A 20,187-nucleotide genomic window follows, 5' to 3' on the forward strand; every position below is an offset into this window, starting at 1 on the left:
CCGTCAGATCTTCAGCAGGCCACGGATGTCGTCCCAGTCGGGGTCCATCGGGGCGACGGACTCCCGCCCGGTGGCCACGTCCTTGTAGCCGCTGGACGTGACCACGCAGACGACCGGCCCGTCCTCGTCCGCCGGGTCCGGTCCGTGCGCGCGGAGACCGGCGAGACCGGCGGCGGCGGACGCCTCGCACCAGATGCCCTGCGCCGCCAACTCCTCTTGCGTCGCCGCCAGCTGATCGTCCGTCACCGTACAGGCGGCGCCGCCGGTGCGTTGGACGGCCAGCACGCCCCGGTAGCTGTTCACCTCGCAGTCGATGGCGTACGCGGCGGTCGGGCCGACGGGCACACGGGCGGCAGGACGACCGGTCCGCAGCGCCTCGGTGAGGGCGCCGGCGGCGGACGGCTCGACGCCGTACACGCGGGGCACGCCACCGGTCACCCCGAGCCGGGCCAGCTCCTGGAAGCCCTTGGCGACCCCGAACAGCAACTCGCCATAGCCGGTGGGGACATGGACGGCGGCCGGGGCCCGCCCGAGCGCGAGCGCGATCTCGTACGCGATCGTCTTGTACCCCTCCGGGCCGAACGGGTGCCCGGTGTGCGCGGAGTCGGTGACGCTGCTGACCGACTGGAAGCCGAGCTCGTCGACGATCCGCCGCATCAGGGGCCGTACGGAGGCGTAGGGGACGGTCAGCACGGTCGCGCCGTAGGCCCGCAGATGGGAGGCGACGGCGGGCGGCGCGTACGGCGAGGTGAAGACGGCGCACGGTAGGCCCGCCCGGGCCGCGTACGCGGCGGCCGCGGCGCCGTGGTTGCCGGACGAGGAGACGACGATGCCCCGCGCGCCGGAGGCCACGGCGGCGCTCACCGCCACGCGGTTGAGCCGGTCCTTGTGGCTCCACGTCGGATTGCGCGACTCGTCCTTCACCCACACCCCGTCGGCCAGCTCGACCAGCGGCGTGTTCCCCTCCCCCAGCCCCGGCGCGGCCAGCGGGGGCAGCAGGGGCGCCCACCGCTCAAGCCCGTGCGCGGCGGGCCCGGCGAAGAGCTCCGCCGGCACCGCGTCGTAGTCGTAGTCGACCTCCAGCGGGTACGCGACCTCGTCCGTGGACGTCACCGGGCATCCGGCGGTCAGCGGCGGCCACAGCGGGTGACGGACGGACGGGTCGGCGAGGGAGCGCTGCGCGCGGGCGAGAGACGTCACGAGGGGCCTTCCTGCGGGTACGGAACCACCGCGCGCGGCGGTGACGGCGGGCGGACGCCGGGGGCGGGTACGCCCGCCAGGTCGAGGAGCGCGTGGAGACGGCGGGCCGGCAGGTTCGGATTGGCCGCCGCGCCCTCCGCCGTCGCGGGGTCGTCCAGCAGCGCCGCGAGGACGGCCTCGTCGCGCAGGGCCGGGGCGGCGGCGGCCGCCCGGCGCACCCGCGCGTCGGGATCCGTGAGCAGCCGTACGGACGCCGGGTCCAGGCCCGGGTCGGCGGCGGCGAGGGCGCGGACCTCCGGGTCCTCGTGGTCGAGCAGGTGGCGGAGGCCGGTGCGGGGCATCCCCGGCAGGGTCAGCAGGTGCGCGCGCTGGCGGGGGCGCGCGACGAAGGTGGCGAGGACGGTCTCGGGCGGCGCCAGCGGGTGATGGCAGGCGAGCCGGTGCCGCACCTCGGGGTCGGGGTCCTCGGCCAGCGGCCCGACCAGTGCGGCGGGCAGGGCGGGGTGGCTCGCGGCGACCCGGCGGAGGACGGTGTGCTCGGAGACGGCGCACGCCGCGTACCAGCTCGCGTCCGCCCCGTCGGTCAGCCAGGCGTCCGGCTCGGCGATCGGACAGTCGCAGTCCACGGCGTGCCATCCCGTCACGCCGTCGATGGCGTCGCGCTCGGCCCAGGTGCGGGGCAGCGGGTGCGTCACCGCCCGCGTCCGGACGGACTCGTCCGGGTCCTCGGCCAGTTCCGCCAGGAGCGCCGCGTCCAGGTCCGCCCTGGCCGCCACGCGTTCCCGTACCTCGGGGTCCGGGTCGCGGGCGAGGCGGACGACGGCGAAGAACGGCGTGTGGCGGTTCTGCGCGAGGGCCCACAGGTCCCGCCCGCCGGCGAGACACGCCTCGGCCACGGCGTCGGTGACGGGGTAGTTGGTGAGCAGCCCCCGCCGGTGGTGACAGTCCCGCTCCGGCAGATCGGCCTCCATGGCGACGGGGTCCATGTCCCTGACCCGGCGTGCGGCCGCCGCCCGTACGCCGGGATCCGGATCGGCGAGCAGGGCGGCGCGCTGTACGGGGCCGAGTCCGCGCCACAGGTGGTCCATGCCCATGCGCCGGAGCTCGGGACGCGGGTGATCGTGCAGCCCGCGCCAGAAGGACAGCGGGATCTGGCGCGAGGAGACCAGCTCCCCCACGACCTCGGCCGCCGTGACCATGTTGTCCTCGCCCGCCTCCTCCGCCGTCAGGAGGGCTTCGAGCACGGCGTCCGGCAGGGGCCGCGCCCTGCGGGGCTTCGGCCGGGGGCCGCCGGCGAGTCCGGCCCGCACGAGGCCGGAGGGATCGCGGACCAGCCTGCCCCGCTGGGCGGGCGCGACGTGGGGGTTGTGGGCGAACAGGCGGCGGACGGCCCGGTCCGGGTGCGCGACGACCGCGTCGACGACGTCCGGGGGAAGGTCCCGCTCCTCGCAGAGGGTCTGCCAGGCCGGGCGTCCGGCCTGGTCGAGCAGGCGTATCAGGACGTCGGACGGGGCTGCCGGGTTGGCGGCGACCCCCCGGAGCCAGGACTCGGGGAGCGAGGAGGGGGACATCGGAACTTCCTGTCGGGGTGGGCCGGGGCCCGGTCAGCGGGAGTGCATGCGGCGGCGCAGGGCCTCCAGGGCTCCCGGGCGGCGGCCCGGGACGCGCCGGCGCAGGGCTACCAGGGTCGGGCCGAGCGCGCGGGCACGGGCCGCGTCGGTGATCTGCTCCCACTGGTGGTGCGCCCGGTCCACCGCCCCCTCGACGTCCCGGTCGTCCGGCTGCTGCCGCAGCCCGAGCCGCGCCTCGGCGACCGCGAGCCACAGCTCGCAACTACGGGCGGGCTCCCCCGCGAGCCGCGCGAGGTCCGCCCGCACCTCCATCCAGTGCACCGCCTCCCCCGACCGGGGCCCGAACCGCCGCAACGCGTCCCGCTCCCAAGCCGCCGCCATCTCCGCCGCCTCGGCATGCCGCCCCGCCATGGCGGCCGACAGGATCGCGGGATGCGGATCATGTGCCGCGGCCGGTTCCTCCGGTTGTATCGCGGACGGCGCGGCGGGAGGGGCCGGAGGCATCGGCGGGACGGCCTTCTCCAGGACCGGGCTCGGGGCGCTCTTCGCCTTGGCAGGAACCAACTTCATGGTCCCGGAAGAGAGTTCGGACGCCTCGGGCGCAGCCGCCGCGAACCCCGCGGGCAGGGCCGGAGGCCCCACCGGAACGGGAACGGGCACGGGCACAGAGACGGGAACAGGAGCAGGGACGGGAACAGGAACGGGAGCGACCACCGACGCAAGGGCAGCGACAGGCACCGGCACAGGCACAGCCACCGACGGCGCCCCCGGCTGACCGCCCGGCGCGAAGAACAGCGCCTGCGCGCCCTGCGTACGGACGACCGCCTCCGCGTGCAGGGCGGGGAAGGGGAGGCGGGCGCCGGCGCGCCACTGGTCGGCCCAGGCGCGGAGGTAGTCGGGGGTGGCCGGCTCGCCCCGGCGCGGGGACGGGGTGACGCGGGCGTAGAGCGTGGGGGCCGGGTTCAGGCGCAGCAGTTCCGGGCCGGTGCCGAGGCGGGCCCATGCCTCCGGGTCGGCGACGAGGTCCGCGACGACCGTCGTCGTCCCGGCCGGACGGGAGGCGGCCGCCTCCGCGAGCCAGTGCCAGGGCAGGGCGGTGTAGCGGAGGGCGGCCGAGGTGCTGCGGGCCAGGGCGAGATGGGGAAGCTGCTGGCGGCGGTCCAGGTGGAGCTGGCCCGCGAGGTAGAGGACCAGCGGTCCGGGGGCCTGCGCGGCGGCGCGCAGCCGCGTGAGGACGGTCTGCGGGTCGATGGGGTCCGCGAGTTCGACGAGCGTCGCGGTCGCCGTGCCGGTGAGCACGCCGGGCGGCACCGCCGCGAGCACGGGCAGCACCGAGGCCGCGTCCATCACGCGCCCGCGCCCCGCGGGCGCCGCGGCCAGCAGCACCGCCGTGCCCGTGCTCGTACCCGCCGTGCCCGCCGCACCCATGCCCGACGGGCCCGTAGCCACCGCCGCCTCCCCCGTGTCCGTACCCACCGCGCCCGCCGTACCGTTCGACTCGTCGCTCACCACACGTGCACCGTAACTCGTTGTGTCGTGGCCGATAACGGCCGGGCCTCAGGCATATGCCAGAAGCACCACCGGATCGAGTGTTGCCAAATCCCTTACGGCCGCTCGGACCCTGTGCCACAGTCGTCTCCAGGCCCCTTTCCCACTCGGGCCGCGCCGCGCCTGTATCGGAGTACGACATGCCGTCCCCTCTGTTCGCGGACCACCCCGCCCAGCCGCCGGAGCCGGGTGCCGTGGACGCGCTGATCTCGCAGACGAGCCGTCTGCGCGGCGAGGTCGACGCCGTCCGCCGGGACGCCGCAGCCCACGACGACGATCCCCAGCAGCGCTGGCAGCGCACGCTCTGCGATCTGGCGATGCATCAACTCGACGATCTGCGCGCGCAGTTCGGACTGCTCCGGGGCGGCGCGCCGGCGGTGACGCTGCCCGCCCGGCAGGACCCCGCGCCCGAGGACGCCGCGCCCGGGGAGGACGCCTCCGTCTTCGACGGCTCGTTCACCAGTGACGCCGGCGCCGCGTACGGCGAGGCCCCGGCCCGCACCGGTTCGCTCCTCACCCGCGTCGGCAGCGCCGAGTGGAACCTGCTGACCGACGAGGTGAGCTGGTCCGAAGAACTGTTCCAGATCTTCGGACGTCCGCGCGAACTGGGCCCCATGTCGCTCGACGAGATGCCGACCGTCGTCTTCTCCGAGGACCAGCCCCGGCTCCAGGCGATGGTGACGGACTGCCTGATCGACGGGAAGCCGATCGACGGCGAGTTCCGGATCGTCCGCACCGACGCCAAGGTCCGCACCGTGCACATGACCGGCGAGCCGGTGCTCGACACCGACGGCTGCACCGCCTCCATGTGGGCCGTCTTAAGGGACGTCAGCGAACTGCGCCGCAGCGAGCGCGCCGTCCGCGAGAGCCGGGACAGCCTGGAGCACAGCCGGCAGGTCGAGCGCACCGAGCGCCGCGTCGCCGTCGAGCTCCAGGAAGCCGTCCTGCCGCCCTGGCGCGGCTCGCTCCGCTTCGCCCACGACGGCCCCGCCCCGCTCGACGTCGCCGGACACTACCTCCCCGCCGCCTCCACCGGCCTGATCGGCGGCGACTGGTACGACGCCCTCGCCCTGCCCTCCGGCGACGCCCTGCTCACCGTCGGCGACCTCACCGGCCACGGCGTGGCGGCGACGTCCTCGATGGCGATGCTGCTCGGCGCGCTGCGCGGCATGGCCGTGGCCGGCATCCGGCCCGGCGCCCTCATGGGCCACCTCAACCAGCTCCTGGACAGCTCGGGCCAGCCCGCGCTCGGCAGCGCGATGTGCTGCCGCTACGACCCGGTGGCGCAGACGCTCACCTGGGCGCAGGCCGGACACCCCGCCCCGCTGCTGTTCCGCGACGGGACGGGCCGTCCGCTGCGCCGCCCGGAGGGCGTACTCCTCGGGGCCACACCCAGGCTCGCGTACGGGGAGACCGAGACCCGGCTCCACCCCGGCGACGTGCTCGTGCTCCACACCGACGGACTGACCCGCACGGCCGGCCCCGTCGACGACGAGACCTCCGTCGCACGGCTGCTCGCCCTCGCCCCCCGGCTGGCGGAGGCACGGGACGCGCAGGAGTGCCTGCGGACGGTCCTGGAGGAGTTCGGCGAGGAGGCACGCGAGGACGACGCCTGCCTGATGGTCGTCCGCGTCGGATCCTGAGACGGCGACGTCGGCTCCTGGAAAGGCGCCACGGCAGCCGTGACCCCGCCACGCGGGACCCCGTACGCAGGGCGGGCCGGAGCCCCGTCTCAGACCTGCCCCGTTCTCGGGGACTCCGGCGACCGCGGCAGCTCGACCTCCAGCTCGGCCCGCAGGTCCTCGATCTTCGAGTAGCCCGCGTACTGGCCGGTGAGCCGGTACATCTCGCGCAGGCGGTGCCAGGTCCGGTGCGAGGAGGTCTCGCCCATGGAGATCAGGGCGAGCCGGGCGTAGCGGTCGGCCTGCTCCGGGTCGTCGGCGATGAAGCACGCCGAGGCCATCGAGATGTGGTCGAAGAGCTTCGAGCGGTCGTGCCCGTCGCGCCGCAGGTCAAGGGCGAGCCGCGCGTGGTGCTGGGCGGTGGCCGCCGCGCTCGGGTCGTGATCGGCGAGCGTGCGGTAGGCGAGGGCCTGCATGCCGTGCATGTCGGCCTCGTCGAAGCTCTGCATCCAGCTCGGCGTCTCCTCGGCCTTGTCGGAGACGAAGAGGTCCTCGGCCTCGCCCAGGGTGCGGCGCATCGCCTGCCCCCGGCCCATCGACGCCTGCGCCCACGCCTCGATGGTGTGGAACATCGCCTGGGTGCGCGGCAACAGGCGTTCGCCCGCACCGGACTTGGCCAGCTCCATCAGGTCGAGGGCGTCGTCGGGGCGGCCCAGGTGGACCATCTGGCGGGCCGCGCGGGAGAGCGCCTCGCCCGCGCGGGGCCGGTCGCCGCTCTCGCGGGCGGCGTGGGCGGCGATGAGGAAGTAGCGCTGCGCGGTGGGTTCGAGGCCCACGTCGTGGGACATCCAGCCGGCCAGGACGGCGAGGTTGGCGGCGACGTCCCACAGCCGGCGCTGGAGGTGGTCGGCGTGGCGGTACGCGAGCATGCCGCCGACCTCGTTGAGCTGGCCGACCACCGCCTTGCGCTGGAGGCCGCCGCCCCGGGAGGCGTCCCAGGCGCGGAAGATCTTGACCGACTGCTCCAGCGCCTCGATCTCCTCCGAGCCGATGGGGGCGGCCTCGTAGCGGTCGAAGCCGGCGGGGTCGGCGTGGTACGGATCGGTGGCGCGGGGCGCCGCGGCCGGGCGGGAGGGCTCGGTCCGGAGCCAGTCGTTCAGGGAGCTGTTGAGTGCGGAGCCGGCGGTGAGCGCGATCCCCGCGCCCATCAGGCCACGTCGGTTGAGCATGAGGTCCATTCCCGTGAATTCGGTGAGGACCGCAGCCGTACGGTCGGGAGCCCAGGGCATTCCGTCAGGGTTCTCGTCCTTGTTCCTGACGGCCTGCCGTGTTCCGGCACGCCCGCGTCGTACGAACCCGAGGTCCTCGATGGTCACGACACGACCGAGTCGCTCGGTGAACAGGGCGGCCAGCACCCGGGGTACGGGATCGCGCGGGGTCTCTCCCCTGTCGATCCAGCGCCGTACCCGCGAGGTGTCGGTCGACAGCTGGGGGTGGCCCATGGCCGCCGCCTGCCGGTTGACCAGTCTCGCGAGTTCGCCCTTGGACCAGCCGGCGAGGCCGAAGAGGTCCGCCAGGCGGGTGTTGGTCTGTCCTGTCACGTCTAAGCCCCCAGGTTCTCGGCTGAGTTGACAGTAACCCCCTGTCATAGGGCTGGCGACTATTCGCCAGGGTTCGCCAGGGTGCGCTCGATGTTCCGCCACCCGCGCGCGGGTGTCAGGTAGGTATGCGCCACCCCGCCCCGTCGACCGGCCCTCATTTTCCCCAGGGTGCGGACCGGAAGCGGGCGGGGGCGACGCACGCGATTCGTCGGCACACGAAGGGATCTGTCACCTCCATGTACACAGCATCGTCCTCCGTGTCCGCCCCGCCCCGGCCGGGGACCCGCCTGGTGCCGGCCGGTGCCGGACCGTACCTCGCCCCCGCGCAGCGGCCCGTCCGTCCGCGGTCCTGGGCGGCCGGGACCGGCACCGGAACCGGTGCCCAGGTGAGCGGCAGGATCGACCTCTCCGGTCCGCAGGGGGCGCAGCTGAAGGTCGCCATCGCCTCGGTGCAGCGGATCTGCCCGGAGTTCAACCCGGTGCAGGTGCTGCGGCGCAGCGGCCGGTCGGTCCTGATCGTCGGGACGACCGGACGCACCACGGCGGTGGCGAAGTGTTTACTGGACCACTCCCCCGCGTGGGTCGAGCGGTTCCGGCACGAGATAGCTTCCTACCGCTCCTTCGTCCGCCACCGTCCGCCGGTGCGCGCGCCGCGGCTGATCGCCGCGGACCCGGAGAACTGCACGCTGGTGATCGAGCGGATGCCCGGGCGGGCCGCGGCGCTCTCGCGCCACCCCGTGGAGGCCCCGCCGCGGGCCGACGTGCGGGCGGCGCTCGGGGCGATCGCCCGGCTCAACGCCTGGCGGCCGCCGGCCGGGACCTTCGACGCGCCGCTGGACTACGCGGCGAGGATCTCGCGCTACCACGAGCTGGGTCTCTTCACCGACCGGGACCGGGACGACCTCCAGAAGCTGCTGCACGGCCTGGCGCACGCGGGCGGGCGGCAGGGGATGGGGCAGTTCTGTCACGGTGACGCCCTGCTCTCCAACATCCTCCTCTCCCCCGCCGGTCCGGTCCTGGTCGACTGGGAGCACGCCGGCTGGTACCTGCCCGGCTACGACCTGGCGACACTGTGGACGGTGCTCGGTGAGGCTCCGCTGGCGCGGCGGCAGATCAGCCAGATGGCACAGCAGCAGGGCCCGGCGTCCCGGGACGCCTTCCTGGTGAACCTGATGATCGTGCTGACGCGGGAGATCCGTACGTACGAGACGGCCGTGCAGCGGACCATCAAGGAGGCTCCGCCGGCGGGTTCGGTGCCGGTGGCCTCGGGGGCGCTCGCCCCCGGGGAGGAGCAGCGGCTGCTGCTGAGGAGGCTGCACGACGACTGCGCCATGGCGCGGCGGGCCGTGCGCGCGGCGGTCGGGACGCGCTGAGGGTTCCCGCCGCGAGACGGGGGTGTGCGCCGCGCACCCGGTGCCGACACACCGGGAGCGCGGCGCTTCCCCGTTTCCCGGCGCGTCCCGGGGGCGCGCGGGTGGGCCTCATTGGTCGAGACCACCGACGCGCCGCCGGTGGGCGGGCCGTCACCGCGAAAGTCGCCCCGTTCGGCCCTCACGACCGCGCTGACGTGGGAACTCGCGTGCGGTGAGGGGTGATTGACGGATGGTCCGGGAGCCGCTACCCCTGTACGGGTTCGGTCCCGCACGCCCCCGTGTCACCCCCCGCCCCTGGAGGCCGCCTTGCTCCGTTCCGCGTCCCGAGGTCGTGTGCTCTCCGTCGCCGCGTCGGCGGCCCTGCTCCTCCCGCTGCTGTCGGGCGCGCCGCCGGCCGGTGCCGACGCGCCGGTGGCGGACTCGCTCCAGCGCCAGTTCGCGGCGGCGGCCGAGCGCCACGGCGTGCCCGAGAACGTGCTGCTCGCGGTCGCGTACCTCCAGTCGCGCTGGGACGGCCACGCCGGCGCGCCCAGTGTGACCGGCGGCTACGGGCCGATGCACCTCACCGACACGGCGACGGCGCTGGCCCGTTCCGTACCGCACCACTCGGAGGACGGCGAGGACGCGCGCGGCGACGCGTCCCGCCCGGCCCGCACCGGGGCCGAGGCGGCGCTGCCGGCGCCGGAGCAGCTGCCCGCGCGGCTGCGGACGCTGGAGCGGGCGTCGGCGCTCTCCGGGATCCCGGCGGAGGAGCTGCGGACGTCGACGGCGGCGAACATCGAGGGCGGCGCGGCGCTGCTCGCGGCGGCCCAGCGGGAGTCCGGGCTCGCGCCGAGCCCGGACGCGGCCGACTGGTACGGGGCGGTGGCCCGCTACTCGGGCGCCGACGACACGGCCACGGCGGCGGCGTACGCGAACGACGTGTTCGACGTGATCCGGACGGGCGAGGCGCGGGTCACAGACAGCGGGCAACGGGTCGCGCTGCGGGCCGCTCCGGCGGTGGCGCCGGAGACGGGCCAGGTGGCCGGGCTCGGGCTGCGCGCGCCCGCGCGGGGGCCGGTGGAGTGCCCGAGGACGGTGGCGTGCGAGTGGATCCCGGCGCCGTACGAGGAGTTCGGCGAGGGCGACTACGGCAACCACGACAAGGCGGACCGGCCGGTCTCGCAGAAGATCGACTACATCGTGGTCCACGACACCGAGGCCACCTGGGACGTCACCCTGAAGCTGGTGCAGGACCCTACGTACGTCTCCTGGCAGTACTCGCTGCGCTCCTCGGACGGGCACGTCGCCCAGCACCTGCCGCTGAAGGACGTCGGCTGGCACGCCGGGAACTGGTACGTGAACGCCAAGTCGGTGGGCCTGGAGCACGAGGGCTTCCTGACGGCCCCGGACTCCTGGTACACGGAGGCGATGTACCGGAGCTCGGCGCGGCTCGTGCGGTACCTGGCGAAGCGGTACGACATCCCGCTGGACCGGCAGCACGTGATCGGGCACGACAACGTGCCGGGGACGGTGACGTCGTCGATCCGGGGGATGCACACCGACCCGGGTCCGTACTGGGACTGGGCGCACTACTTCCGGCTGCTCGGCCGGCCGCTGACGCCGAGCGCGGGCCCGCGGGCGGGCGTGGTGACGATCCGGCCGGAGTACGGGGAGAACCGGCCGGTGTACACGGGGTGCGCGACGGCCGGGGAGGCGTGCGCGCCGCACGGGAGCGGTGCCGTGCGCCTGCACACCGGGCCGAGCGCCGACGCGCCGCTGGTGAAGGACATCGGACTGCGGCCGGGTGGGCAGGACTCGACGACCGGGGTCAACGACACCGGGGCGCGGGCGACGACGGGGCAGAGCTACGCGGTGGCGGAGCGTCTGGGCGACTGGACGGCGATCTGGTACCTCGGGCAGAAGGCGTGGTTCCACAACCCGAAGGACGGGCCGACGGCGGTGAACGCGCGGGGGCTGGTGCTCACTCCTCGGGAGGGGCTGGCGGAGGTGCCGGTGTACGGGCGGGCCTATCCGGAGGCGTCGGCGTATCCGGCGGGGGTGCCGGTGCAGGCGGTGTCGCCGCTGCCGTACCGGCTGCTCGCGGGGCAGGAGTACGTGGTGGGCCTCAAGACGCCCGGCGAGTACTACTACGCACCGGTGTTCGACAGCACGAACCATCGGGTCGTGCGGGGGCAGGAGGAGTACTACCAGATTCAGTTCGGCCATCGGATCGCCTTTGTGAAGGCCGCTGACGTGCGGGTTTCCCGGGGCTGAGCGGGCTTGGCCGAAAGGCGTGGGGTGGTGCCGGAGTTCCCGCCCGGCACCACCCTTTCCTGTGCTCATATGACTATTCCTGACCCCGGGTTCGGGCACCGGGGCAGGGGTAAGGCTGGGCCGGAACAGCACCCTCCTCCGGAAAGGCCCGTCCGCACATGCCTCAGCCCTTCGTCATGCCGGATTTCTATGTCCCGTATCCGGCGCGCCTCAATACCCATGTGGAGGCCGCCCGGACACACACCCGGGACTGGGCCCGCGCGATGGGGATGCTGGAGGGCTCGGGGGTCTGGGAGACGGCCGACCTCGACGCGCACGACTACGCGCTCCTGTGCGCCTACACCCACCCGGACTGCGACGAGGAGACGCTGAACCTCGTCACCGACTGGTACACGTGGGTCTTCTTCTTCGACGACCACTTCCTGGAGGTCTTCAAGCGCACCCAGGACCGGGCCGGCAGCAAGGACTACCTCGACCGGCTGCCGCACTTCATGCCGGCTGACCCCGCCACCGGCATGCCCGAGCCGGTCAACCCCGTCGAGGCCGGGCTCGCCGACCTGTGGCGGCGCACCGTCCCCGCGATGTCCGACGGCTGGCGCCTGCGCTTCGCCGAGGCCACCGAGGCCCTCCTCTACGAGTCCCTGTGGGAGCTCGACAACATCAACGAGGGCCGGATCGCCAACCCCCTCGAATACATCGAGATGCGCCGCAAGGTCGGCGGCGCCCCCTGGTCCGCCGGACTCGTGGAGTACGCCGCCGGGGCCGAGGTCCCCGACCGGGTCGCGCACGCGCGCCCGCTGCGGGTGCTGCGCGACGCCTTCTCGGACGCCGTCCACCTGCGCAACGACCTCTTCTCGTACCAGCGCGAGGTCGAGGACGAGGGCGAGAACAGCAACGGCGTGCTCGTCCTGGAGCACTTCCTCGGCTGCTCCACCCAGCAGGCCGCCGAGGCCGTCAACGACCTGCTGACCTCACGGCTCCAGCAGTTCGAGAACACCGCCCTCACCGAAGTACCCGCCCTCGCCGTGCGGGAGGGCCTCACGCCGCTGGAGTGCGCGGCGATCGGCGCGTACACCAAGGGCCTCCAGGACTGGCAGTCCGGCGGCCACGAGTGGCACATGCGCTCCAGCCGGTACATGAACGAGGGCATGGTCGCCGCCGACGCCCCGGCGCTCGGCACCGGGGTCCTCGACATCCGGAGCCTGCTCGGCGGCCGGCCCGCCGAGGCCCGGCTGCGCAGCCTCACCCACACCCCGCACCGGATCGTCGGCCCCTCCCCGCTGCCCGACTTCGCGCTCCCCTACCCGCTCGCCCTCAGCCCGCATCACCAGGAGGCCAAGCTGCGCTCCGAGGACTGGGCCGACGCGATGGGGCTGCTCGACGACATCTGGGACCGGCCCATGATGGAGGGCTTCGACCTCGCCCTCTGCTCGGCCGGCATCGACCCCGACGCCACCCTGGAGGAGCTGGAGCTCAGCGCCCTCTGGCTGACCTGGGGAACCTACGCCGACGACTACTACCCGATGGTCTTCGGCCGCCCCCGCGACCTGGTCGGCGCGCGGGCGCAGACCGCCCGGCTGAAGGCGTGCCTGCCGGTCGACGACCCCGCCTCCGCCGCCGAGTTCGCCGGGAACCCGCTGGAGCGGGCGCTCGCGGACGTGTGGGCGCGGACCGCCGGGCCGATGGGGCCGGAGGCCCGTACCGCGCTGTGGACCGCGCTCGACGCGATGCTGGAGAGCTGGATGTGGGAGCTGCACAACCAGGCGCAGCACCGCGTGCCCGACCCGGTCGACTACGTCGAGATGCGCCGCAGCACCTTCGGCTCCGAACTGACCATGCTGATGGGCCGGCTGCGCGGGGACGGCACGCTGCCGGACGCGCTGTACCGCTCGGGCACCGTCCGCGCCCTGGAGAACGCGGTGGCGGACTACGGTGCGCTCGTCAACGACCTCTTCTCGTACCAGAAGGAGGTCGAGGTGGAGGGCGAGCTGCACAACGGCGTGCTCGTCCTGGAGAGGTTCTTCGACGTCGACCGGGACACGGCCGCCGGCATGGTGCACGAGCTGATGCGCGGGCGGCTGCGCCAGTACGAGCACCTGAAGCAGCGTGAAGTGCCGCTGATGTACGCCCACTTCGAGCTCGACGAGGACGGCAGGGCGGCCTTCGAGGCGCGGCTGCGGGAGCTGGAGGACTGGCTCGCGGGCGTCCTGCACTGGCATCGGAGCGTGCGGCGGTACGGCTCCGGGGACGTGCGCGCGGGCGCCGGGACGCCGCTGCTGCGGGAGCGCGCCGAGGAGACGGCCCCGGTGCCCGACTGGAGGGTGCCGCAGGGCCTCGGCACCACGGCGGCGCGGGTCGCGAGCGCCTTCGCCGGCGTTCCGTCCTGACACGCGGAAGGGCCGCCCCGGGTTCCGGGGCGGCCCTTCCGCCGGTCGTCGTGCGCTAGGAGGGGCGGCCGCGCAGCTCGTCGAGTTCGCGGCGGTCGCGCTTGGTGGGGCGGCCCGCGCCGCGGTCGCGGACGGCGGCGAGGGCGACGTGCTCGCGCGGCGGCGGGGGCGGGCTGTTGTCCACGTACGCCTCGGCGGCGGCCGGCGGGCCGACCCGCTTGGTCAGCGGCTGCTTGACCTCGACGATCCGCTCACGGCCCGTCTGGTAGACGCGGACCTCGTCGCCCGGCTTCACCGGCTGGGCGGGCTTGGCCCGCTCGCCGTTGACCTTGACGTGGCCCGCCCGGCAGGCCGCGGCGGCCTGGGAGCGGGTCTTGGTCAGCCGGACGGCCCAGATCCAGGCGTCGACGCGTGCGCTCATCGGACCCCCGCTCCCGCTCAGCCCTGCTGGAACAGCTCGGCGGGCAGAGGCTTCAGCAGCGCGTAGAGGTCGTCGGTGATCGGCCGGTCCCAACTGGCGATCGTCACCAGGACGTTGTCGCTGCGGTCGAACTGGACGCAGGAGATGCGGCTCTCGGAGAGCTTGAGGCGCCGCACGATGAGGAGGTTGTCGCCCTGCATCACGGGGACGTCCTCGGTGTCGAGGACCTCGACCGGCTCGTCGTTCTCGAGGGCGGCGAGGAGCTGGGCGACCTCGAAGGGGATCTGGCCCTCGGCGAGCTCCCGGGCCGGGGAGCCCTCCGGGAGGTTGCCGATGATCATCGCGGGGCCGCGGCCGCCGAAGAGGTCGTAGCGCAGGAAGACGCCCTGGCAGGAACCGTCGGGAGCGGGGAGCAGACCGGCGCCGAGATTGCCGGGCCAGTCGCCCGGGTCCATGGCGAGGACGTCGAAGTCCGGGCCAGCGGGAGTGGCGCTGCGGCGGCGGAGGAAGGACATACGGCCATGGTACGTGCCCGGGCGCGCGGTGTGGCGCCGGGCTCCGCCCTTCCGGGGCCGTACGGACCCGCCCGGGGGCTCAGTCCACCGGATCGGCCGCCCCGGGCGTCTCCTCCGCCTCGTCCGGCGCACCGGAGTCGCCGAGGGCGTGGGCGAGGCCGGAGCGGTCGGTGCCCAGCTTGCGGTAGACGGCGGACAGCAGCCGGGCGGCGGTGACGGGGTCGACGCCGAGGACGGCGGCCGGGTCCTGGCCGCGGACGGTGGCCCCGGCGGCGGCCCGCTCACGCGCGGTGAGCGAGTTGCCGTCGGCGGTGTGCAGGGCGCGCGGGCGCAGTCCCGCGGCGGCCAGCTCGGCCCTGGCCTCCTCGACGAGGCCGTCGGCGCCGCAGTCCTGGGCGGTCTCCAGGCCCCGGTAGAGGTGCTCGGCGGCTTCGGCGTGGCGTTCGGTCCTGCGGAGCGCCGCGCCGAGGGCGACCAGGGAGCGGGCCAGCTCGTACGCGGCCGGGGACTGGTCCAGCCAGTCGACGGACTCCTCCAGGAGCTTGATCCGCTCGGCGCCCTCGGAGACCTCTGCGGTGACCCGGAGCGCCTGGCCGATCGCGGAGGGCGCGCCGTACTGGCGGGCGCGGGCGACGGCGTCCTGGGCGGTGACGAGCGCCTTGGCCGGGGAGGTGGTGGCGGCCTCGGCGAGGGCGAGGTGGAGCTGCCAGGGGCTGCACGACGGGTTGCGCTTGCCGCGCGGCTCCAGACGGCGGCCGATGTCGGCCAGCGCGGCGGCGGCCTCCTCGGCCCGGCCGGTGGCGAGCAGCAGTTCCGCGTGGACGGTCTCGCAGTCGGGGATGGTGACGGTGGCCGGGAAGGGCTCGCCGAAGTCGTGGTCGCGGGCGACCCGCTCGGCCTCCTCCGTACGGCCCCGGGCGAGCAGGACCTCGATCATGACGCCGGTCGCGTACCAGAGGGCGGGGGTGCGGGGGCCGACGCGCTCGGCGAGGCGGAGTCCGGCGCGGGCGAAGTCCTCGGCCTCCATGAGCCGGCCGCGCCGGAAGCGGATGTACCCCAGAAGGGTGTACGCGAAGGAGAGGTGGGCGCCGCGCCAGCCCTGCTTCTCGAACTCGGCGGTGCCGGCGGCGAAGAGCTCCTCGGCGCGGCCGGGCCGGTCGGCGTAGAGGTGGATGAGGGCGACGAGGACGGGGACCTCGAAGCCGCGGCTCTCGTCGGCCCAGCTCAGGCCGCCTTCGAGGGCCCGCTCGGCGTGGTGGAGGGCGACGGTGGCCGGTTCGGCGCGCAGGGTGGCGTCCCAGGCGCGCAGGCCGATGATGTAGCGCTCGGTGAGGTCGCGGCCGGTGAGCCGGTCGGCGAGGGTCGCGAGGCGGCGGGACCGGGCGGGCGATTCGGGCTCGTCGGACCGGAGGGCGTCCCACATGAACCGCTCGGCCTGCATGCGGAGGCGGCTGCGGGGGTCGGTGGTTCCCCGGGTCTCGCGCTCCAGCAGCTCGGACGCCTCGACGAGGCGGTCGCTGTGGGCGAGGACCTGGGAGAGGCGGTAGACGATGCCGTGGCGCAGCACCGGGTCGGAGATGGGCTCCTCCAGGGCGGCGCGCAGGTGGTTCACGGTGGTGGCGGGCTCGGTGAGGAGCGAGGCGGAGCTGAGCTCGAAGAGGACGGCGGCGCGCTCGTCGGCGGAGGGAGGCTCGCGCAGGGCGCGGGCGAGGTGCCGGCGGGCGGCGTCGGGGGCGCCCGCGCGGAGGTTCTCGCGGGCGGCGGAGCGGAGCTGGGTGACGACCCACGGGTCGCCCTCGGGGTGGGTCTCCAGGAGGTGGCGGGCCGCGGCGGCGGGGCCGAGTCCGGCGTCGATGACGCACCAGGCGGCCTGCCCGTGGAGGGCGACCCGCATCGCGTCGGGGATGGAGCGGTAGATGGTGCTCGCGATGAGCGGGTGGGCGAATTCGAGGGGGCCGCCGGGTGCGCCGGTGTCGGCGAGGACGCGGGCCTCGCGGAGCTGTCCGGCGCAGTCGGCGACGGCCTCGTCGCCCAGTCCGGCGAGGGATCCGGCGAGCGCGGGCGAGATCTGGGTGCCGAGGACGGCGCAGGCCCAGGCGAGCCGCGTGGTGGAGGAGCCGAGGCGTTCGAGCCGGGTGACGAGTCCGCTGCCCTTGAGGGCGGCGGCGAGGTCGCGCAGTTCGTGGGCGCCGTCGGCGGTGGGGTCGAGGCCGCGGTCGCGGACCTTGGCGGCGAGTTCGACGGTCTCGAAGGGGTTGCCGGAGGTGACGGACCAGAAGTCGTGGCAGAAGGCGTCGTCGGCGTGGGCCGCGACGCGGTCGCGGACGAGGCGGGCGACGGCTTCGGCGGTGAGCGGGGCGAGGCCGTGCGGGCGCTGTCCTGACCGGTGTCCGGTGAACTCGGCGCCCTCGTCGGGCAGTTCGTCGGGCCGGTAGGCGACGACGAGGAGCATGGGGAGGTCCTCGGCGCGCGGCGCGAAGGAGGCGAGCCAGCCGAGGGACTCGGGGTCGGCCCAGTGGGCGTCGTCGAGGACCACGACGAGCGGGGCGCGGCGGACGGCGAGGTGGGTGAGGACCCAGTCGAGGCCGTCGCGCAGGCCCTGGGGGTCGGGCGGGGAGCCGGCGGTGGCGGCGCGCAGGCCGAGGGCGGGGCCGACGATGTCGTACCAGGAGCCGAGCCGTTCGCGCAGTTCGGCGTCGGAGGCGTGGGCGAGCTGGGGCTGGAGGAGCTGGCGGGCGACGTGGAAGGCGACGCGCTGTTCCTGGTCGCCGCCGCGGGCGGAGAGGACCGTACAGCCGCGGGCTCCGGCGCGGCGGCGGATCTCGGCGAGGAGGGTGGTCTTGCCGAGTCCGGCGGGCGCGGCGTAGACGAGGACGCCACCGCGCGCGGTGGGCGCTTCGACGGGGCGCGGGGCGTCGGCCGACCGGGCGGCGTGGAGGGGGACGACGCGGGCGTCACGCGGGGCGGGCACGTGCTCGGGCGGGGACGGGGGCTCGACCGCGAGACCGGTGAGCTGGTCCAGCGCGTCCTCGGCGGCGTCGAGCGCGGCTTCGCGTTCGAAGAGGCCGAAGCCCAGGCGGGCCGGCCTGCCGTCCTGTCGTGCCACGTTCCACCCCCACACAGGGGGCGCACGCCCGGCGCACGGTCCAGGCGCCGGGGCGATCACCCCACGAAAGGTCCAGCGTACGCCGGAACGAGCCCTGTGTAACGGCATTCTTCCAAGCAGTTCGGGTGGTCTTGGGGGTGGTGGGCGGTGCCGGCGACCCGCAGGTCGGGGCGTGTTCGACGGACAGATGTGCGGAGTCGGCGAAGGCGCGCGCGAAGCGTGTCGTCCTTGACCGGGGTGCCTGCGGATACTCCCATATGACGGACGGTCAGATCATGATCGTCGTACGGTCCCGACGATGGGGATGGCCGAACATGCGACCTCCGATTTTCCGTGCGCGGGCCTGGGCCGCCCGCTCGGCGTGCTCCCTCGCCCTGTGCGCCACCGTGCTGACCGGGCTCCCCTCCTCGGCGCCGGCCGCCGCCGAGGGGAGCGCTCCGGAGTCCACCGCCCCCGCCGCCGGCGCGGCGGGCGCCCCGGCGGCGGCGCCGTACTCGGTGGGCGCGGCGCGGGCCGCGCTGGTGCGGCTGCTGCCCCGGCACGCCGGGCAGTTCGAGCTGGCCCTGGTGCCCCGGTCCGGCTCCGGCGACCGGTTCACGGTGTCGGGGTCGACGGGACGGATCGTCGTCACCGGCAGCACGCCGGCGGTGCTGCTGCGCGGGGTGCACTGGTACCTCGCCTACACGGCCGGCGTGGACCTCGGTTCGCCCGGCGACAGCGTCGCGGCGCTGCCGGCCACGCTGCCCGCGCCCTCCGGCACGGTGAGCCGGTCGGCGTCGGTGCCGCACCGGTTCGCGCTCAACGACACGGACGACGGGTACTCGGGGGCGTACCGGGACTGGGCGGCGTACGAACGGCAGATCGACCTCCTCGCCCTGCACGGGGTGAACGAGGTGTTCGTGCAGATGGGCGCGGAGGCCGCCTACCACGCGGCGTTCCAGGAGTTCGGCTACACGAGCGCGGAGCTGCGGGAGTGGATCCCGGGGCCCGCGCACCAGCCGTGGTGGCTGATGCAGAACATGGCGTCGTTCGGCGGCCCGGTCACCGACCAGCTGATCGCCCGGCGGGCGGCGCTGGGCAAGCGGATCGTGGACCGGCTGCGGGAGCTGGGCATGACGGCCGTGCTGCCGGGGTACTTCGGCACGGTGCCGCCGGGCTTCACGGAGCGCAACGCGACGGGCCGGGTGGTGCCGCAGGGGCGGTGGATCGGTTTCACCCGGCCGGACTGGCTGGATCCGCGCGGGCCGCTCTTCCCGAAGGTCGCCTCGGCGTTCTACCGGCACCAGGCGCGGCTGCTCGGCACCAGCACCATGTACAAGATGGACCTGCTGCACGAGGGCGGGAACCCGGGTGACGTGCCGGTCGGGGAGGCCGCCGCCCGGGTGATGGAGACCCTGGACGACGCCCGGCCGGGGGCGACCTGGGTGCTGCTCGGCTGGCAGCGCAACCCGAAGGCCGAACTCCTCGCGGGCGTCGACACCTCGCGGCTGCTCGTGGTGGACGGCCTCTCCGACCGGTACGACAACCTGGACCGGGAGACGGCCTGGGCCGGGGCGCCGTACGCCTTCGGCACCATCCCCAACTTCGGCGGGCACACCACGATCGGCGCCAACACCTCGGTGTGGACGGAGCGGTTCGAGGCGTGGCGGACGAAGCGGGACAGCGCGCTGAAGGGCATCGCCTTCCTCCCGGAGGCCACCTCCGCGAACCCGGTGACCTTCTCCCTCTTCACCGAACTGGCCTGGCGGGACACCCCGGTGGACCACGCCGACTGGTTCGCGCGGTACGCGGACCGCCGCTACGGCGCCGCCGACCCGCACGCGGCCAAGGCGTGGGAGTGGCTGCGGAAGGGCCCGTACGGCACCGCGTCGAACGGCTGGAGCGAGTCGCAGGACAGCCTCTTCACGGCCCGGCCGAGCCTGACCGTGCGGACCGCGGCCTCCTGGGGGCCGAAGGCGATGCGGTACGACGCGGCGACCGTCGAGCGGGCGCTGGACGAGCTGTTGCAGGTGGCGCCGGCGCTGCGGACCACCGACGCGTACCGCTTCGACCTGGTGGACACCGCCCGGCAGGCGCTCACCAACCGCAGCCGGGTGCTGCTGCCCCGCATCAAGGCGGCGTACGAGGCGAAGGACCTGACCGCCTTCCGGGCGCGGGCCGCCGAGTGGCGCGCGTCGATGACGCTGCTCGACGCGGTCCTCGCCACCGACCGGCGGTTCCTGCTCGGTCCGTGGCTGGAGGGCGCCCGCGCGTGGGCGCGTACCGACCAGGAGAAGGCCACCCTGGAGTTCGACGCCCGCTCGCTCCTCACCACGTGGGGGCACCGGGCGGGCAGCGAGGCGGGGCTCCACGACTACGCCAACCGCGAGTGGTCGGGCCTCGTGTCGGGCTTCTACGCGCCCCGCTGGGGGGCCTACCTGGACGCGCTGGAGACCTCGCTGGTCACCGGGCGGGCGCCCGCCGCGATCGACTGGTTCTCCTGGGAGAACGCCTGGAACCTGCGGCGGGACTCCTACCCGGTGACCCCGAAGGGCGACCCGGTGGCGCTGGCGACGCGGGTGCGCGACGCGCTGCGCGCCTGAGGCGG

The 20,187-nt window shown here is 74.8% G+C and carries 12 protein-coding genes; 5 read left to right on the forward strand and 7 right to left on the reverse strand.

The genetic code is table 11. From position 1 onward, the window contains the following. Nucleotides 1–3 precede the first annotated feature (3 nt). From ACFXMG_RS03900 to ACFXMG_RS03910, 3 genes are read right to left on the reverse strand one after another with little or no spacing between them, the layout of a single operon-like run. Nucleotides 4–1,200, reverse strand: a complete 1,197-nt coding sequence (locus tag ACFXMG_RS03900; protein WP_383823065.1) for a pyridoxal-phosphate dependent enzyme — start codon at nt 1,198–1,200, stop codon at nt 4–6. Then, nucleotides 1,197–2,771, reverse strand: coding sequence for a hypothetical protein (locus ACFXMG_RS03905; protein WP_383823067.1), 1,575 nt, complete (start codon nt 2,769–2,771; stop codon nt 1,197–1,199). Before ACFXMG_RS03905 ends, ACFXMG_RS03900 begins: the two co-directional genes overlap by 4 nt. A 33-nt stretch (nt 2,772–2,804) precedes the next feature. Then, nucleotides 2,805–4,280 (reverse strand): hypothetical protein, encoded by a 1,476-nt coding sequence (locus ACFXMG_RS03910; protein ID WP_384900037.1) that lies wholly within the window; start codon nt 4,278–4,280, stop codon nt 2,805–2,807. A 179-nt stretch (nt 4,281–4,459) separates the two neighbouring features. Between ACFXMG_RS03910 and ACFXMG_RS03915 the strand changes: the two genes are divergently transcribed. After that, on the forward strand, nt 4,460–5,962 hold the full coding sequence (locus ACFXMG_RS03915) for a PP2C family protein-serine/threonine phosphatase (protein ID WP_383823073.1): 1,503 nt from the start codon (nt 4,460–4,462) through the stop codon (nt 5,960–5,962). 89 nt (nt 5,963–6,051) lie between these two features. Here the strand turns inward: ACFXMG_RS03915 and ACFXMG_RS03920 are convergent, their stop codons facing one another. Then, nucleotides 6,052–7,542, reverse strand: coding sequence for a hypothetical protein (locus ACFXMG_RS03920; protein ID WP_383823075.1), 1,491 nt, complete (start codon nt 7,540–7,542; stop codon nt 6,052–6,054). 236 nt (nt 7,543–7,778) lie between these two features. On the opposite strand from ACFXMG_RS03920, the gene ACFXMG_RS03925 reads away from it, so the two are divergent. From ACFXMG_RS03925 to ACFXMG_RS03935, 3 genes are all read left to right on the forward strand, one after another. After that, nucleotides 7,779–8,915: an aminoglycoside phosphotransferase family protein gene (locus ACFXMG_RS03925; protein ID WP_383823078.1), complete on the forward strand. Its 1,137-nt coding sequence runs from the start codon at nt 7,779–7,781 to the stop codon at nt 8,913–8,915. A gap of 306 nt (nt 8,916–9,221) precedes the next feature. Continuing rightward, complete coding sequence (locus tag ACFXMG_RS03930) at nt 9,222–11,171, forward strand: N-acetylmuramoyl-L-alanine amidase (protein WP_383830715.1); 1,950 nt, start codon at nt 9,222–9,224, stop codon at nt 11,169–11,171. A gap of 158 nt (nt 11,172–11,329) precedes the next feature. Continuing rightward, nucleotides 11,330–13,558: a germacradienol/geosmin synthase gene (locus ACFXMG_RS03935; protein WP_383830718.1), complete on the forward strand. Its 2,229-nt coding sequence runs from the start codon at nt 11,330–11,332 to the stop codon at nt 13,556–13,558. 55 nt (nt 13,559–13,613) lie between these two features. On the opposite strand, the gene ACFXMG_RS03940 is transcribed toward ACFXMG_RS03935, so the two are convergent. The 3 genes from ACFXMG_RS03940 to ACFXMG_RS03950 form a co-directional block, all read right to left on the reverse strand. Next, on the reverse strand, nt 13,614–13,979 hold the full coding sequence (locus ACFXMG_RS03940) for an RNA-binding S4 domain-containing protein (RefSeq protein ID WP_383830721.1): 366 nt from the start codon (nt 13,977–13,979) through the stop codon (nt 13,614–13,616). A 17-nt stretch (nt 13,980–13,996) separates the two neighbouring features. Further along, nucleotides 13,997–14,494, reverse strand: coding sequence for a hypothetical protein (locus ACFXMG_RS03945; RefSeq protein ID WP_030494979.1), 498 nt, complete (start codon nt 14,492–14,494; stop codon nt 13,997–13,999). Nucleotides 14,495–14,573: 79 nt separating this feature from the next. Continuing rightward, on the reverse strand, nt 14,574–17,600 hold the full coding sequence (locus tag ACFXMG_RS03950) for an ATP-binding protein (protein ID WP_383830725.1): 3,027 nt from the start codon (nt 17,598–17,600) through the stop codon (nt 14,574–14,576). A gap of 314 nt (nt 17,601–17,914) precedes the next feature. Between ACFXMG_RS03950 and ACFXMG_RS03955 the strand changes: the two genes are divergently transcribed. Further along, complete coding sequence (locus tag ACFXMG_RS03955) at nt 17,915–20,182, forward strand: alpha-N-acetylglucosaminidase (protein WP_384119682.1); 2,268 nt, start codon at nt 17,915–17,917, stop codon at nt 20,180–20,182. Nucleotides 20,183–20,187: the final 5 nt, after the last annotated feature.

It is taken from the genome of Streptomyces sp. NPDC059201, assembly GCF_042754585.1.
GTDB lineage: Bacteria > Actinomycetota > Actinomycetes > Streptomycetales > Streptomycetaceae > Streptomyces.